The sequence below is a fragment of the Actinoplanes italicus genome (genome assembly GCF_003001815.1).
GTDB classification, from domain to species: domain Bacteria; phylum Actinomycetota; class Actinomycetes; order Mycobacteriales; family Micromonosporaceae; genus Actinoplanes; species Actinoplanes italicus.
The window spans coordinates 1-14,777 of record NZ_PVMZ01000011.1 but is presented as its reverse complement, the minus strand read 5'-3'; the positions used below and the strand labels follow the sequence as shown (position 1 = coordinate 14,777).

The window sequence follows — 14,777 nt, the reverse complement described above, 5'->3', positions numbered from 1 at the left end:
AGGTGCGACCCGATGACCATCGACCCGGTTCCGACGGAGGACGACGGGGCGACGTGGCCTGCCCTGACGGATGTCCTGCTCCGGAGCTTCGCAGCGCCCCGGTTCCTCCCCGTGCTCCGGGACCAGGCACGGGCCAGCCTGCTCCAGCTCGACGTCGCCGTCGCGTCACCGCTCGGCGCCATCGCGCTCAACAGCGGGGGCATTCTGCTCTACGACGGCTGGCTGCGCATCTTCGGCGGCTCCCCGTGCCCCGAGGTCGGCCTTCCCGGCATCGGGCAGATCAACGCCTTCCCCACCCTTCTGGACCGCACGTGGGCGCCGACGCGGGGGCTGGTCGTGGCGCACGACGTCCTGGGTGGTGTGTTCGCGCTGAACGGACTGCGGCCGGGCGGGACCCGACCCGGCGTACCGGGCGAGATGATCTATTTCGATCCGACCTCGTTGCACTGGACGAGGATGGAGATGTCGCACGGTGAGTGGCTGACCTGGTGCGTGTCCGGCGATCTCCCGCACTTCTACGACGGCCTGCTCTGGCCGGACTGGCGCACCGATGTGTCGGCACTCCGCGCCGACCAGGGGATCGCCGTCTCACCGTCACTGTGGAGTGAGGAGGCAGCCGATGCCGGGTGCCGCATGTCCCGGACCGTCGTCCCGATGGCCGAGATCCTCCACCGTCAACTCGAAGCCGCCGAACGAAGAGGGCGGCGGCTCGACGGCGCTCTGGGCCGCTATCCGATCGCCCTGGTGAGCGCCGTGGAGAACACGATCGGACGAGACGAATGAGTCCTTCGGCACCCCCCGATGACGCTCTGACCCTGGAACGGCAGGTGTCGTTCGCATTGTCCCGGGCGGCGCGTCACATCGTGGCGATCTACCGGCCGCTGCTGGCTGAGCTGAACCTGACCCATCCGCAGTACCTGGTCATGGTCGCGCTGTGGCAGCACGGGCCGTTGCCCGTACGCCGGCTCAGGGATCTTCTGCAACTCGACTCGGGAACCCTGTCACCGCTGCTCACGCGACTCGAGTCGGCGGGACAGGTGCGCCGCCGACGTGACAAGGCCGATTCACGCAGCGTGATTGTCGTCCTCACCGCGCAGGGGGACGCGCTGCGTACGCGGGCCCGGTCCGTCCTGCCGGCCGTGCTGGACGACCTGGGAATGCCCGCGGGAGAGCTGGAACACCTGCACAGCGTCCTGGCCGGCGTCATCGCCGCCCGGTCCACGCAAGTGGTGTAGCCCGCCGGTCGGCGAGCACCGCAGGGGTCACCCGTGGATGCGTCCGGACACGCACTCCGGCCCTCTGACTCAACGAAGGGGGACCGTGGGAGTTCAGTCACCGACCCGTACGCTTCCGCGGGCCCGGATGTGGGCGAGCAAGGACGGGTCCGGGTTCAGGCCGTAGGTGGCGAGGTAGTACGCGGTGGCCTCCGACCACACCCATCGGCCGTCGGTGCGGTAGCCGAGCGGCACCACCGGAGGACCGTCCGGCGCATAGACGTCCCGCTCGCGGGCGGCCGTACGCAACAGCACCCGGCCCCCGGACAGGTGGTCGATCGCCAGCTGTAGTTCGGCCGGAGAGGCCAGCACCGGGTGGGTCTCCTCGAAGGAGCCACCGCCGACCGGCTCGTACGCGTCGAAGACCCGCGCGACGGTGTCGGCACCGCCGGGGAGCAGCGGTGTCCCGGAGGGGGCGTACCCGCCGTCGCCGACGACCCGGTCACCCTTCTCGGTCTCCCACACGATCCGCCCGGCCACCGGATCGCCACGGAACCGCCCGACCTCGCTGCGATGCCGGTCGCGGGCCGCCCGCCAGGCGTCCTCGGCCTGGCGCAGCCGGTGGTCGCCGGTCTCGGACGCGGCAGTCCGGGCCGCCTGTGCCGCGGCCCGATCAGCGGCCGAGGCCCGCACCGAGGCCGGCAGTTCGCGTCCGGTGATCCTCTCGGCGTCGGCATCGTTCATCCACACGGTCACCGCGTCGTCGCCGGCGAGTCCGACGCCGCCGGTGCCCGTGAACCGGGCGATCACCCGGAACTCGGCCCGGTAGGAGAGTGCGCGGCTCGTGCTGTCCGCGTCCACGAGCGTGGCCCCGGTCACCAGCCGGGCGTCCACGACAATGTGACCGCCCTGACCGCCGGCAGCCGGCAGAAGGAAGGTGCCCTCGATCATCGACGGTAGGCCGGCCCGGACCCGGGTGGCGGTCAGAGCGCCGCGAATCGCCGCGCGGGTGGAGTCGTCGACGTCGGTGCCGGCTGCCGCGAGTGCCTGTTCGACGGCCTGGTGCAGGGTGACGCCGAGTCCGGCCCGCACCTGCTCGACGGTGAACCGGTCCGGTCCGGGCATCCGGTCGTGGCCGGGCGCGTCTCGCCACGCGGTTCGCGCGTCCTCGGTCAGCGCCGCCGGGGGCAGCGTCCTCAGTGGCGAGGGCGGGGTGACGGGCAGTACCGGTTGCTGTCGTGGTGGGGCGACCGCCGTGACGGTACGCGTCCCCGGTTTGGCGCCGCGAGCGCTGCGACCCGCCCGGCCGGCCGGTGCGGGCTGGTTCCGTGCCGCCTCGGCGAGCCGGTCGAGGTGTTCGTCCAGCTCGGTGGTGCCGCCGAAACGGGACTCCCGCACATAGCGGTCACGGGCCCGCGCGAGCGCTCCGTGGACCCCGGCCAGCGGTGTGCGGGACAGGGAGTTCTCCGGGTCCAGCCGGTCCCGCGCCGCAGTGGCCGGGCCAGGCGCAGAGTCTGGTCGACGCGGCGCTGGCCGACGCCGGGGGTGGTGTCCTGCTGGTCGACGCGCCGGCGGGGGAGGGCACGGCCGAGGTGGTGGAGGCGCTGGTCAGCAGGATGCGCGGCGCCGACGGCGCGGTCATCGTGCTCACCGGGGAGAGCGCCGATCTGGCCGGGCTGGCGCGCGCTGTCCCCGGCCTGGCCGAGGTGTTCGGCGGGCGCTGGGACATGCCGGCCTACGCTCCGGACGCCCTCGGCGAGATCGTGATCCGCCATCTGGAGCGCCGAGGTCACGAGGTCCCCGACGACGTGCGCGACGGTGTGGCCGTGCTCGTCGCCGGACTGCAGGAACCTACGGTGTTCGCCGCGCACACGCTGGCGACGTCGCTGAGCCGCATGGCGGCCTCCCGCACGCTGGCGCTGGCCGATCTGCAGGGTCCGGTCGTGCTGACCGGCGGCCCGACGGCGGTCAGCTGAGAGAGAGGCAGACGATGCAGCCCGAGCTACAGGAGTTCCTGGCCGATGCGCAGGCGTTCGAGCAGCGCATGCGCGACGCTGAGTTGTCGCTGCGCAGAACCCGGGTGACCGGGCGCTCGGCCGACGGCGCGGTCGTGGTGAGTGCGACCGCCCTCGGCCAGGTGCAGAGCGTCGAGGTGGACCCGGCGGTCTTCGATCACCGGGATGCGCACCGGCTGGCCACCGCGATCGCCGAAGCCATCCGGGAGACCGCGGCGGCCGCGACCCGGCTTGCCGAGGAGCGGATGGGCCCGGTCGAGGTCAACCTCTACTGAACCTTTTCGACCTGGCATTTGGCCGGAACCTCCCGGTTCGCCTGCCTGCACCGCGTTGCCGGCTCTCGCCACGTTGAAAAAGGGTTCACTGAGTGACGGCTTCGGTGCGCCGCCCCACGCGACCCGCCCGCGCACCGCGTCGAAGCGGCGTGCGGGCGGGTCCTCGTCCTTACCGCCAGGACGTCAGACGGCTTCCACGCCGTACTTGTGGAACAGGCCCAGAATACGTTCGTCGAAACGCTCGGGTCCCCAGGTGTCGACCTGCACGCCCGGCTGGGGCTCGTCCCCTCCCTCCACGAACAACCCTTCCGCGCCACCCGGCGTGTAGATGAAAAGTAGCCTGGTGGTGTGCAGGCCGACGTTCTTGAAACGGTGCCGCACCATTCGGGGAATGTGGACGATGTCGCCCGTCACCGCGGTGAAGGTCCGCTCCCCGTCCAGGAACTCCAGCTCGCCGGAGAGCAGGTAGAAGGTCTCGTCCTGCTCGGCGTGGGTGTGCGGCACCGGGCCGCCGCCGGGAGGCACGCTGGCCTCGACGATCCCCACCGAACCGCCGGTCTGGGCGGCCTGCAGACGAACGGAGTAGACGTCCCCGGAGAACCATTTGGTGACGCCCTCGCCAGCGGGCACATGAATTCCCCCGGAGGTGCTCCGCGTCATTGTCTCGGCGCCGGGAATGGAAATGCTCATCGGACTCCCTTGAGGATGGCTGCGTCATTCTTCGACGGCAGCGCACAGCTTTGAAAAGGCTCCATTAACTAATGCATTGTTCGTTCTTTCAAGTCGCCATGCGAACGGTCAGGTGGCCGATCCCGGCGCGCGTCACGCCACTGAGGGCGTACCGCTCACCGGTTTCGGAGCCGATCGAGTGGAGCATCGAATCCAGCGCGACGTTGGAAGCCGCGTAGTCCACGTTGAAGGTGGTCAGCCCCATGTGCAGGCACCGGCTGACCAGAGCGCGCAGTGTCCTGCGCCCGAGTCCTCCGGCCTGCCAGTCATGGGCGACGTTGACCGTCAACCTGGGTGATGCCGGGTCGGCCGGATCCCAGGAGCATTCCGCCAGCGCGAGGATCCGGTTCCCGTCCGTCGCGACCTGCCCGGTCCACCGCCGCCCGGTGCCGGTGGGACGGCCGACGGCTCGCAGATGGAGAGGGCGCAGACCCCGGTTGCGAGCCAGGAAGCGCTGAGGGTACGTCTGAGGAGCGAAGAGAGACTCGGAGGCCCGCAAGAGGTCGAGGTCGTCGGATCGCCAGGGACGTGTCGTGATGTCGTCGGTCACGTACACACTGACGGATGGAAGACCTCAGAGATCAACGACGGTCGTGGAAACCTGCGGCGCCGGCCTCAGTTCCACTTCTGATTGTCGGTGCCCGCGCAGGACCAGATCTGCGCCGGCACACCGTTGGCGGTGTTCCAGTCGGGCACGTCGACGCAAAGGTCGGCCGGCAGATGGACCAGGTCGCGAGCCGTGTTCAGGGCGAACTGCTGCCGCGCCGAGCCGGAGCAGGCGGCGGCCCGCAACCGCGAGCCGGTCCCGGTCGACAGGGATTCCACGCACTGGCCGAGAACACGCAGCGTCCCGTCGCCCGGAAAGTGGAATCGCTGGCTGTCCGACCCGTTGCACTGCCACAGCTGCACCTGCCCGCCCCGGCCCGGCAGATGCAGACACGTGCCGGTGCCGTGGTTCCAGATCTGGCTGCCGACCGCCTGGACCGGGGCCGGTGCCTGTGGCGGGGGAGTGGTGGTGCCGCGGGTGGCCGGTGCGGTGGTGGTGGCACCGGTACGCACCGGGGTGGCAGGCGGGGAACTCGCGGCCGACGCCGGGGAGGTGGCCGCGGCTCGCGTGGGGCCGGTCGCCGCTCCGCTGGGCGCCGGGCCGGTCGTAGCCGAGGCGGTGCCGGGGTTCGAGGCCGGGCCGGGAGCGGCGAGGGAGGGCTGCGTGGCCGCTGTGGAAGGATTGGCCGAGCTGACCACGGTGAAGGGGCGGGCGGCGGCCAGTCCACCGGCCACGATCAGCGCCACCGCCACCGGGATCAGCCAGCGACTGCGGGTGGCGCGGGCGCCAGCCGCCGGCGGCGGGTGTGACAGCGTGACGGTCGTCCGCCCGGAACCGGTGTCGTCCGTCCGCGCCGGCGATGGCGGCGGAGGCGAGAGCAGGGGCGCGGCCTCGGGCACGACGGGCTCCGCCGCCGCGCCGCCCGCGACCGCTTCGCGCAGCAGGCGCTCGGCCTCGCTGGCGTCGGCCCGCTTGTCCGGGTCCTTGCGCAGCAGTGCGGCGAGCACCGGGCGAAGGACCCCCGCCCGTTCGGACACCGGAGGTGGCTCCATCATCAGCGCCGACAGCGTCGCCATCGGGCTGGACTTCTGGTACGGCGCACGTCCCTCGATCGCCGTGAACAGCGTCGCCCCGAGCGACCACAGGTCGGCCCTGGCGTCGGCGGGCTGGTCGAGGGCCCGCTCGGGCGCCAGGTACGACGGCGAGCCGATCACGACTCCGGTGCGGGTCATCGACGAGTCGCCGGCGAGAGTGGCCAGACCGAAGTCGGTCAGCACCACCCTGCCGTTCTCGGCCATCAGCACGTTGGCCGGCTTGACGTCGCGGTGCAGGATTCCCGCCTGATGCCCCGCACGCAGACCGGCCAGCACCGCGAGGCCGATCCGGGCGACCTCCTCGGGCGTCTGGGCGCCGTCCTGCTCGATCACCTCGTGCAGGGACCGCGACGGGATGAGTTCCATGACGATCCAGGGGGTGTCCTCGTCCACCACGTCGAAGATGCGGACCACGGAAGGGTGACTGATCTGGGCGATGGCCCGGGCCTCACGGATCGCCCGCTCGCGCAGGTCGCCGAGTTCGGTGCGGGACAGGCCCTCGGGGGTGATCTCCTTGACGGCGACGTCCCGGTCCAGCAGTTCATCGCGTGCGTGCCAGACCCGGCCCATGCCGCCTTCCCCGATGGCGCTGACCAGTCGGTAGCGTCCGGACAGAATGGTGTGCGGTCGATCGGGCATCGCGGCATCGTATGCGCGCGAGTTCCGGCCGTCGGGCCTCAAGGGCGCCGTCGGAGGCATGTTTCCGCAGGTCACACGGTTATCGCCAACTGTTCATCGAGGGCCGCCGGATCAATGTCACATTCTCGCGGGCCGGTCGGTCCGGTATGTGAGGCAACCGACCTGAACGGTCGGCGGCGTGCATCGTCGTGACGTCCGATGAGATCTATCGACGACACAGGACCCTTCCCGGCGGCCGTCCGGGCGGCGCGGGCGGTCATCGCCGCCGAGACCGCCGACCCCGCGATCCGGCCGCGATCACGCAGCCGTCTGCTCAGCCACGGTTCACCCACCGCCCGTGCGGTGCTTCTGCTGCACGGTTACATGCACGGACCCGAGCAGTGGGACGACGTGGCCGATGACCTCCACGCGCGTGGTTACAACGCCTGGATCCCGCGGGCGCCCGGTCACGGCACGTCGGAATCGAACGCCACCCACCGGATCACCACTAGGCAGCTGACCACGTACGCGTCGGGAGCGCTGGACATCGCTCTGGGGCTGGGGGAGGAGACGGGTGTCATCGGCATCTCGGCGGGCGCGACCCTCGCCACCTGGCTGGTCCGGCACCGTGGTGACGCCGTACGCCGGCTGCTGCTGCTCTCGCCGTTCTTCGGCCCGGCTCCGGGGCGGGTGCCGGGCGCGCTGGTGCGTCCCCTGCTCTTCCTTTACGGCCACGGCCTGCTCCCGGACCGTGTCGACTCCCGGGGATACTCGCTGGCCACCGTCAGCCGCTACCTGGCGATCGCCCGACGCCGGCCCTGTCCGGCCCACAGCGACGGCCTCCGATCCGTCGCTGTGGTGACCAGCGCGCTCGACGACGTCGTCGACACGGTCGCGGCGACTGCCGTACCCGGTCAGCTAGCCGAGGCGGCGGGTGTCGCGTTGCGTTCGCGCGTGCTGCCCGATTCGCTGCTGTTGAGGCACAACACACTGAACCTGGCCGGACGCGCGGACGCCGGCGAGATCCGGGAGCTGTACATCCGGCTCTACGAGGGTTGGCCGTGACCCTGACCGGGCGCCACCACGCCCGCGCTTGAACCCGCTGCCGTGGTGCCCGTCTGTTCCGACGTAGAGATCGGGCCGGGATGAGAAGGATGTGATCCGTGCGGGCTCTGGTGAGTTGGGCCATCGTCCGGTTGGGCCACCTGCGGTGGTTCGCCGCCGCGGGAAGGTGGCTCATGCCACTCGACCGGCGGTTGATCCGTCTCACCGACGGCAGGCTCTCGGTGACCGGATGGCGGACCGCGCCGCCGACGCTGTTGCTGACCACCCGCGGACGCCGAAGCGGGCAGCTTCGCGAACGGCCGCTGCTGTACGCGCGGGACGGTGACGCGTACGTGGTGGTGGGATCGAATTGGGGTCAGGCACGGCATCCGGGCTGGTCGGCCAATCTGCTGGCCGTTGCGGCCGGCACGATCACGGTCGACGGGGAGACCACCGGCGTCCGCGCCGTGCTGCTGGAGGGCTCCGAGCGGGACCGGGTGTGGCCGCTGCTGCTGCGCGTGTGGCCGGCCTACCGGGACTATGATGCGCGCTCCGGCCGTTCGCTGCGGATCTTCCGGCTCGAGCCGGTCCGGTCGGCAGGACGGTAGGGACGCAGCGGTGCCCCTCGGCGCCGGTCCGTGATCGGCACGCCATCTGTCGAATGACTTAACCCCACCGTGCGAGGCCGGCTCCTCTCCTCGGCCGTCACGTCGCCATGGCACGTGAACAACGCTCACACCGCCCCGCTTAATGGGGCGATCCGGGCATACAGGCGTGGGCAGCGATCCGGCCGTGTCGCCCGGTCGCAGGCGAATGACTGATTCGGCGAGCGCTCCGCCATCCGATCGTGGACACCGCGGCGCCCGGATCCGGGCGTGCCGTCATGAGCCTCGAAGGAGCGACCCCATGATCAACATTCACCTCTCCCGTACGTCCCGGCGAGTGGCCCTGTGGAGCGCCATGGCCGCGGGTGTGACCACCGTCGCGGTCGTCGCCGGCTCCGCCCAGGCGGTCACCGCGCACCGTCCGTGGACCAAGCCCACAGTGGTGCTGGTCCACGGCGCGTTCGCGGACTCGTCGAGCTGGAACGGCGTGGTCAAGGAACTGCTGCGGGACGGTTATCCGGTGGTGGCGGCCGCGAATCCGTTGCGAGGGCTGCACTCCGACGCGGCGTACGTGCGCAGCGTGCTCGACAGTGTGCGGGGCCCGATCGTGCTGGCCGGACACTCGTACGGCGGCTCGGTGATGAGCGAGGCCGCCGACGGTGACAAGGACGTCAAGGCACTCGTCTACATCGCCAGCTTCGCGCCCGACCGGGGCGAGAGCACGTCCGCCCTGGCGGCAAGGTTCCCGGGCGGGCAGCTCGGAGAGGCGCTCGACCAGGTGCCGGTGAACGTGCCGGGCGCGGGCGCGGGCACGGATCTGTACATCAAGCAGGACCAGTTCCGGCGGGTGTTCGCGGCGGACGTGCCACGGCAGGAGTCGGCTCTGATGGCGGCCACGCAGCGCCCGATCACCAGCGCCGCTCTGGACGAGACGGCTACGAGGACGGCCTGGAAGTCGATCCGTTCGTGGTTCCTGATCACCCGGCAGGATCTGGCCATCCCGGCGGAGTCCATGCGGTTCATGGCGAAGCGGGCCAAGTCTCGCGTCGTCGAGATCGACGCCTCGCACGCGGTGACGGTCTCCGAGCCGGAGCAGGTGGCCGACCTGATCGACGAGGCGGCACGCGCCACCACGCGCTGACCACCCGTCGGAGGGCCGCCCGTCATGCCGGGCGGCCGGCAACCGTTCCCGGTCTGACGTAGGGGGTTGGGCTCGTGCGTGTGGAACATGACGATCGAACGGCGCTGTGTTTCGAGGTGCTGGGGCCGGTACGGGTCCGGCGCGGAGGCGTGGAGGTGGACCTCGGTACCCGCCAGCAGCGCTTGATCCTCGGTCTGCTGCTGGCCGGCGCCGGACAGCCCGTCGGGCTCGGCGAGATCGTCGAGGTGCTGTGGGGCGAGGGGCCACCACGGAGCGCCGTGAACGTCGTGCACCGGTACGTGGGTGCGCTCCGGCGCCTGTTCGAGCCGGATCTGCCGCCGCGATCCGCCGGGCGCTGGCTGCGGGGTGGAGCCTCCGGATACCGCATCCGGATCGACGCGGACGCTCTCGACCTGCTGCGCCTGCGTGCGCTTGCCGAGCAGGCACGGTCGGACGAGGGGGCCGGCCGGCTCGCCGAGGCCCTGTCGGCCTACGAGGCGGCCCTAGCCCTGTGGCGTGGCCCCTGCGCCGGGGCGCCGGAGCTCGGCGCGAGCGGCCACCCGGCGTTCGGTGTCGTCGACCATGAATGCGCAGGGCTGATCCGTGAGGCCACGTCGCTGGCGTTGCGCCTGGGCCGGGTCCGATCCGTCCTTCCCGTGCTGCGGCGTGTGGCGGAGCACCGTCCGTGGGACGAGGCGCTGCAGGCCCGGTTTCTGCTCGCGCTGTCCGCGGACGGTCAGCAGGCCGAGGGGATCGCGTTGTATCAGAACGTGCGCCACCGTCTCGCCGACGAGCTGGGCGTGGATCCCGGCCCGGAGTTGCGCGAGGCGTACCGGCTGATCCTGCGGCAGAACACCGCCGGACCCGCCGCGCCCGGCCCTGATCGGGTCGCCGGACCGTCGTCGTTCACCGGCGTGCTTCCCGCACAGTTGCCGGCCGATCTTCCGTTCTTCACCGGCCGGGACGAGGCTCAGCGCCGCACGCTCAGCCTGGTCAACGGTCACGTGCTGACGCAGGCGTCGATGCCGGTGCTCGCGATCGACGGGATCCCCGGGATCGGGAAGACCTCCCTGGCCATCCACCTCGCCCATCAACTGGCCGACGCTTATCCCGACGGCCAGCTCTACGTCGACCTCCGGGGATTCGACCCCGGGCAGTCGGTGCTGGACTCCGCCGAGGTCGTGCAGGGTTTCCTCAACTCCCTCGGGGTCCCGGACGCGGGCATTCCCGCGAGCCCGCACGCCCGGTCCGGTCTGTACCGCAGCGTGCTGGCCGGCCGCCGCCTCCTCCTCGTCCTGGACAACGCCCACAGCGTCGAGCAGGTCCGGCCACTGCTGCCTGGCGCTCCCGGCTGTCTGGTGCTGGTCACCAGCCGCAAACGTCTCACCGGGCTGGCCGCGGCGCACGGCGCCCATCTCATGACGCTCGACGTGCTGTCGCCGGAGGAGGCGCGCGCCTTCCTGGTCGCGCGGATCGGTGCTGCCCGTGCCGCCGGCGACCCGGCGGCGCTGGCGGAGATCGCTGAACGTTGCGGCCGGCTCCCGCTCGCGCTGGCCGTGGTCGCCGGCCGGGCCCTGGTCCATCCGGACCATTCGATGACCGCCATCGCCCGGGAACTGCGGGATGCTCAGGGCAGCCTGGACGGCTTCGCTGACGTGGGCGACGACATCCGGACGATCTTCTCCTGGTCGTACCGACTGCTCAGCGTCCGCGCGGCTCGCGTGTTCCGGTTGCTGTCGCTGCATCCCGGACCGGACATCACGGTTGCGGCGACGGCTGGTCTCGCCGGTGTGCCGGGGGGTGAGGCACGGGTGCTCATCAGCGAGCTGATACAGACCGGGCTGCTCGCCGAGCACGCGCCGGGCCGTTTCAGCATCCACGAGCTCATCCGGGCCTACGCCTGGGAACTGGTGCTGCTGCACGAGACCGACGAGGACAGGGCGCGGGCTTCCGGCCGGCTCGCCGACCACTACCGGCAGACGGCGTACACGGCGGCAGATCGATGAGGGCCGTCCGCCCGGCGGCGGGTGGCGTGCCGCAGACGTTCCGTCACGCGGCGACGGACGGACGGCCGGTCACCCGGACCGGTGGGGGCCGGCCCGGGCGATCCGAATCAGAAGGAGAACGCCCGGAACGACCGGTACTTGCCGGGGGTGAAGGTTCGGAACGTGCCGAGGTTCTGCTGCAACCCGGTGCAGTCCGGCCCGGTGAAAGCGCTGACCTGGGAGACGATGCGCTCCCCGGTGAGCGATCCCGCGGACGGCGGCAACGCCAGACAGGAGCCGTCGGGCCGGGCGACGTGCAGCAGGATCTCGGCGAAGGTGCCTTCGAAGACGGTCAGGCCCGACTCCGGAACGACGACAGCGGCCTGCGCCGGCTGAGCCTGCAGACCGGCCATCGCCACGATGCCTGCCACCGTCATTCCCGCGACGGTACGAATCCTCTTGTCCATGCAGTTGCCTCCTACGGTCGGTTACACCGCCATCAGCGTTTCCCGTGCCTCGCCGGGTCGGCAACCGTCCCGGGCGATGATGACGCAGACACGAAACAATGGCCCGGCGGATGAACTCCGGGACGCGGGATTCGTTGTGGTGGGCCGCGCCCGCGCTGCCGGATACCGGATGGTGGCGGACCCGGCCGGGCATCGACCGGCCGGGTGAGCGTGGCCGCCGTCAGCAGTGGGCCAGGCTGAAGTTGAAGAGGGTGTCGACGTCGCCCTCGGAGTGGCTCATCGACATCGTGCTGAGGCCGGTGGAGTTGCCGGCGTCGATGCGCAGCTCGGTGTTGACGTTGAGGACGCTCTGCGAGCCGCACGCGGCGTACGTCAGCACGGGTGCGACGTCCCAGGTGGTCCAGAGGCCGTTGAGGGGGCCGGTGAAGGTGGCGTCCTTGCGTTCGGTGGCCGATGAGCCCTGCCAGTAGTAGCTGGTGCGCTGCAGGGCGGTCGCGCCGGATCGCAGGGCCGCCTTGCCCCGGTAGTTGGCGGAGGCGATGGCGACGGTCCAGCCGTCGGGGATGCTGACGAGCACGCCGAGCTGGCAGTTCTTGCGACGTTCGACGACACCGGCGCTGCCGCCGGCCTCGGCGACGAAGTCCCGGTACCTGACCCGGAATCCGGTGTCGTCGCCGTTGCTCACGACCGAGGCGGTGCCGGGCGCGCATCCCGACCCGTTGGCGGCGATCACCTCTACGGTGATGGCGGCCGCAGCGGCAGCGGTGCTGTCAGGGGCGGCGGCGTGGGCGGGGGCGCCCAGCGGGAGAGCCAGGGCGGCGGCCAGGACGGCCGCGGTCACGCGATTACTGCTTCTCATGGAGTCCTCCGGGGGGAACGGGGCATGGCTTTATCGCGTGCCACGGGATTGGATTCTGGAAGCATTCCAGAACGGCGGGCATCGCGTCCGCGACCAACGTAGTGAAGCCTGCGACGCATTTACAAGTATGAATTAGCTATTGATCTTCATCGAACTGTGCAAGTTGCATGATGCGGATGCTAGCCTGCGAACAAATCAGCTTATAGCGGCAAAAGCCTGGTATGTTATGCGGCTTATGTCGGGTTGATGCCCGGCATTCCTCTTTCTCGATCGGCTTCAAGAAATCCTCCGAGACATGTGAGGGCTGTTGACTTCTATTGAAGTTCGTCAATAGCTTGAGCCCGGTCCGTTCCCGATCCCGAAGGGGATGAAAATGAAAAGATTGTTAACCCGCGGCTGCGTGGCGCTGGCGCTCCTGGCGTCGTCGCTGCTCATCGGCGCACCGGCGCAGGCGATCATCGTCATCGTCGACCCGCCGCCGGCCGGCGAGATGTCCATCGAGCTGGTCGCGATGGCCGGTTCAGGCTGTGCGCCGGGCACCGCCGACGTGGCGATCTCGCCGGACAACTCGGCCTTCACCGCCATCTACAGCGCCTACCTGGCGCAGGCGGGCCCGAGTGTCCCGGTGACCGAGAACCGGAAGAACTGCCAGCTCAACGTGCTGGTCCACGCGCCGGCCGGTTTCACCTTCGCGATCGCCAAGGTGGACTACCGGGGTTACGGATACCTCCAGCGTGGAGCCGTCGCCCAGCAGCGGGCGAACTACTACTTCCAAGGTATGACGACCGGCAGCTACGCCAACCACCCGATCTCCGCGCCGCTGGACGACAACTGGATCGCCACGGACTCGGTCCCGATCGCGTCGCAGGTCTTCCGGCCGTGTGGTGAGCAGCGCAACCTCAACATCAACACGGAGCTGCGGGTCACCAAGGGCACGTCGACCGACGTCAGCTACCTGACGATGGACTCCACCGACGGCAGCATCGAGACGATCTACCACTTCTCCTGGATGCGGTGCAACAACAAGGTCAAGTGAACCACTGAGTGTACGGAGGTGGTGGTGGCGGATCCGCAACATTCGCCACCACCCGCCCCGGTGCGCTCGGTCACGCCTCCGCGGTCCAGGTCCATGTGCGCCGTGAATACTGTGGGGTGAAACCGACTCGGATCTGATTGCGGGCCGAGTCGTTGTAACCCTCGGCTGCCACGCCGGACTCGTTGACCACCAATGAGCAGCCGGCCCGCCGCGCGGCTTCCACCCGGGCGGCCAGCAGTGCCTGCTGGGCGCCCCGGCGCCGGTGCGAGGCGAGGGTTGCGCCGGACGAGAGGTGGGCCGAGTCCGGGCCGAGCCAGACCAAACCGGTGGCCACCATCTCGTCGCCGTCCCAGCAGGCGTAAGCCTCGAAGGCGGGATCGTCGAGCGCGCTCACGGTCACGGCGATGTTGGCCTCGAACTCCATGTCGAAGACGCCCCACATCAGGGTCGCCCAGCGCTCGCGCTCGTCCGGTGCGATTCGGGCCGTACGCAAATCGGTGTGCGGCGTGAAGTACGGCAACGGGGCCCGCATCGCCAGCTTGAGACCCGTTTCCCCGGCGGTCAGCCCGTGCTTCTCCGCGATCGCGGGCCACTCGGGCGTCTCGGCGTACGCCGGTAGCACGAAGCGGGCCACCTCGACGTCGCGTGCCCGGAAGTGGGCGACGATCTCCTCGATCAGTCCGGCCGTGGGCGGCGCCTCGAAGCCGACCGCCTGGCACCAGAAGGCCATGTCCGGCCCGGGTCTGCTGGTGACGACCACCTCGCCGATCGTGGCTGCATCCATGTCGTAGCGCCGGGCCAGGGCGGGGTCGGTGGCGTCGGTCAGGGCGAGCAGCATGCTCGCTTCGGTGCGTTCGTATCCTGCGGTCACATCAGAAAGGACGCGGGACGGGCCTCCGGGTTCATCGGACACGCGTGCGACTACTCAGATTTCCATGGGTGGGTTGAGGGTGACTCCGCCGAGGCACAGGTAGATGGCTGCGGTGAGGGCGTCGAGGTTGCGGTAGCCGTAGCCGCGTCGTTGGATGAGTCGGATTTGGGCGATGATGCCTTCGTCGAACAGCTTCATGACTGAGTCCCGCGGATTGCCTTCATCGTCCCACTGCAGCAGGTACTCGACGGGGATCGTGATCCGCGCTGCGGTGTCC

16 protein-coding genes and 1 pseudogene are annotated in these 14,777 nt (G+C 70.3%); 9 read left to right on the top strand and 8 right to left on the bottom strand.

Annotation, left to right across the window (positions count from 1 at the left end; all coding sequences use genetic code 11):
- The first annotated feature begins 12 nt into the window (after positions 1–12).
- Together CLV67_RS25770 and CLV67_RS25765 are read left to right on the top strand one after the other, a co-directional pair.
- On the top strand, positions 13–783 hold the full coding sequence (locus CLV67_RS25770) for a DUF2625 family protein (RefSeq protein ID WP_106322749.1): 771 nt from the start codon (positions 13–15) through the stop codon (positions 781–783).
- Positions 780–1,235 (top strand): MarR family winged helix-turn-helix transcriptional regulator, encoded by a 456-nt coding sequence (locus tag CLV67_RS25765; protein ID WP_106322747.1) that lies wholly within the window; start codon positions 780–782, stop codon positions 1,233–1,235. Before CLV67_RS25770 ends, CLV67_RS25765 begins: the two co-directional genes overlap by 4 nt.
- A gap of 93 nt (positions 1,236–1,328) precedes the next feature.
- Here the strand turns inward: CLV67_RS25765 and CLV67_RS25760 are convergent, their stop codons facing one another.
- Entirely contained in the window at positions 1,329–2,612 is a 1,284-nt protein-coding gene (locus tag CLV67_RS25760) for a hypothetical protein (RefSeq protein ID WP_106322745.1), read from the bottom strand.
- A 47-nt stretch (positions 2,613–2,659) separates the two neighbouring features.
- Between CLV67_RS25760 and CLV67_RS25755 the strand changes: the two genes are divergently transcribed.
- Positions 2,660–3,190: a hypothetical protein gene (locus CLV67_RS25755; RefSeq protein WP_106322743.1), complete on the top strand. Its 531-nt coding sequence runs from the start codon at positions 2,660–2,662 to the stop codon at positions 3,188–3,190.
- Positions 3,191–3,204: 14 nt separating this feature from the next.
- Entirely contained in the window at positions 3,205–3,504 is a 300-nt protein-coding gene (locus CLV67_RS25750) for a YbaB/EbfC family nucleoid-associated protein (RefSeq protein ID WP_106322741.1), read from the top strand.
- A 183-nt stretch (positions 3,505–3,687) separates the two neighbouring features.
- On the opposite strand, the gene CLV67_RS25745 is transcribed toward CLV67_RS25750, so the two are convergent.
- From CLV67_RS25745 to CLV67_RS25735, 3 genes are all read right to left on the bottom strand, one after another.
- Positions 3,688–4,194, bottom strand: coding sequence for a cupin domain-containing protein (locus tag CLV67_RS25745; protein ID WP_106322739.1), 507 nt, complete (start codon positions 4,192–4,194; stop codon positions 3,688–3,690).
- Between the two features lie 88 nt (positions 4,195–4,282).
- Entirely contained in the window at positions 4,283–4,783 is a 501-nt protein-coding gene (locus CLV67_RS25740; protein WP_146169291.1) for a GNAT family N-acetyltransferase, read from the bottom strand.
- A 65-nt stretch (positions 4,784–4,848) separates the two neighbouring features.
- Entirely contained in the window at positions 4,849–6,513 is a 1,665-nt protein-coding gene (locus tag CLV67_RS25735) for a serine/threonine protein kinase (RefSeq protein WP_170153988.1), read from the bottom strand.
- A 198-nt stretch (positions 6,514–6,711) separates the two neighbouring features.
- Between CLV67_RS25735 and CLV67_RS25730 the strand changes: the two genes are divergently transcribed.
- From CLV67_RS25730 to CLV67_RS25715, 4 genes are all read left to right on the top strand, one after another.
- Entirely contained in the window at positions 6,712–7,557 is an 846-nt protein-coding gene (locus tag CLV67_RS25730) for an alpha/beta hydrolase (protein ID WP_106322733.1), read from the top strand.
- 173 nt (positions 7,558–7,730) lie between these two features.
- Positions 7,731–8,144 carry a nitroreductase family deazaflavin-dependent oxidoreductase gene (locus CLV67_RS25725; protein ID WP_106323184.1) on the top strand — a complete coding sequence of 138 codons (414 nt, stop codon included), beginning with the start codon at positions 7,731–7,733 and terminating at the stop codon, positions 8,142–8,144.
- A 298-nt stretch (positions 8,145–8,442) separates the two neighbouring features.
- Positions 8,443–9,282, top strand: a complete 840-nt coding sequence (locus tag CLV67_RS25720; RefSeq protein WP_106322732.1) for an alpha/beta fold hydrolase — start codon at positions 8,443–8,445, stop codon at positions 9,280–9,282.
- Positions 9,283–9,356: 74 nt separating this feature from the next.
- The gene (locus CLV67_RS25715; RefSeq protein ID WP_106322730.1) at positions 9,357–11,288 is read left to right on the top strand and encodes an AfsR/SARP family transcriptional regulator; all 1,932 of its coding nucleotides are present in this window, start codon (positions 9,357–9,359) and stop codon (positions 11,286–11,288) included.
- Between the two features lie 107 nt (positions 11,289–11,395).
- On the opposite strand, the gene CLV67_RS25710 is transcribed toward CLV67_RS25715, so the two are convergent.
- Both CLV67_RS25710 and CLV67_RS25705 read right to left on the bottom strand, forming a co-directional pair.
- Positions 11,396–11,734 carry a hypothetical protein gene (locus tag CLV67_RS25710; protein WP_146169290.1) on the bottom strand — a complete coding sequence of 113 codons (339 nt, stop codon included), beginning with the start codon at positions 11,732–11,734 and terminating at the stop codon, positions 11,396–11,398.
- Between the two features lie 220 nt (positions 11,735–11,954).
- Positions 11,955–12,593, bottom strand: a complete 639-nt coding sequence (locus tag CLV67_RS25705; RefSeq protein ID WP_239166545.1) for a DUF4360 domain-containing protein — start codon at positions 12,591–12,593, stop codon at positions 11,955–11,957.
- 373 nt (positions 12,594–12,966) lie between these two features.
- Between CLV67_RS25705 and CLV67_RS25700 the strand changes: the two genes are divergently transcribed.
- Positions 12,967–13,629 (top strand): DUF4360 domain-containing protein, encoded by a 663-nt coding sequence (locus CLV67_RS25700; protein ID WP_106322725.1) that lies wholly within the window; start codon positions 12,967–12,969, stop codon positions 13,627–13,629.
- 70 nt (positions 13,630–13,699) lie between these two features.
- Here CLV67_RS25700 and CLV67_RS25695 read toward each other — a convergent pair whose 3' ends face one another.
- The gene (locus CLV67_RS25695; RefSeq protein WP_106322723.1) at positions 13,700–14,500 is read right to left on the bottom strand and encodes a GNAT family N-acetyltransferase; all 801 of its coding nucleotides are present in this window, start codon (positions 14,498–14,500) and stop codon (positions 13,700–13,702) included.
- A 54-nt stretch (positions 14,501–14,554) separates the two neighbouring features.
- Positions 14,555–14,777, bottom strand: a pseudogene (locus CLV67_RS52035) (hypothetical protein); the annotation flags it as partial.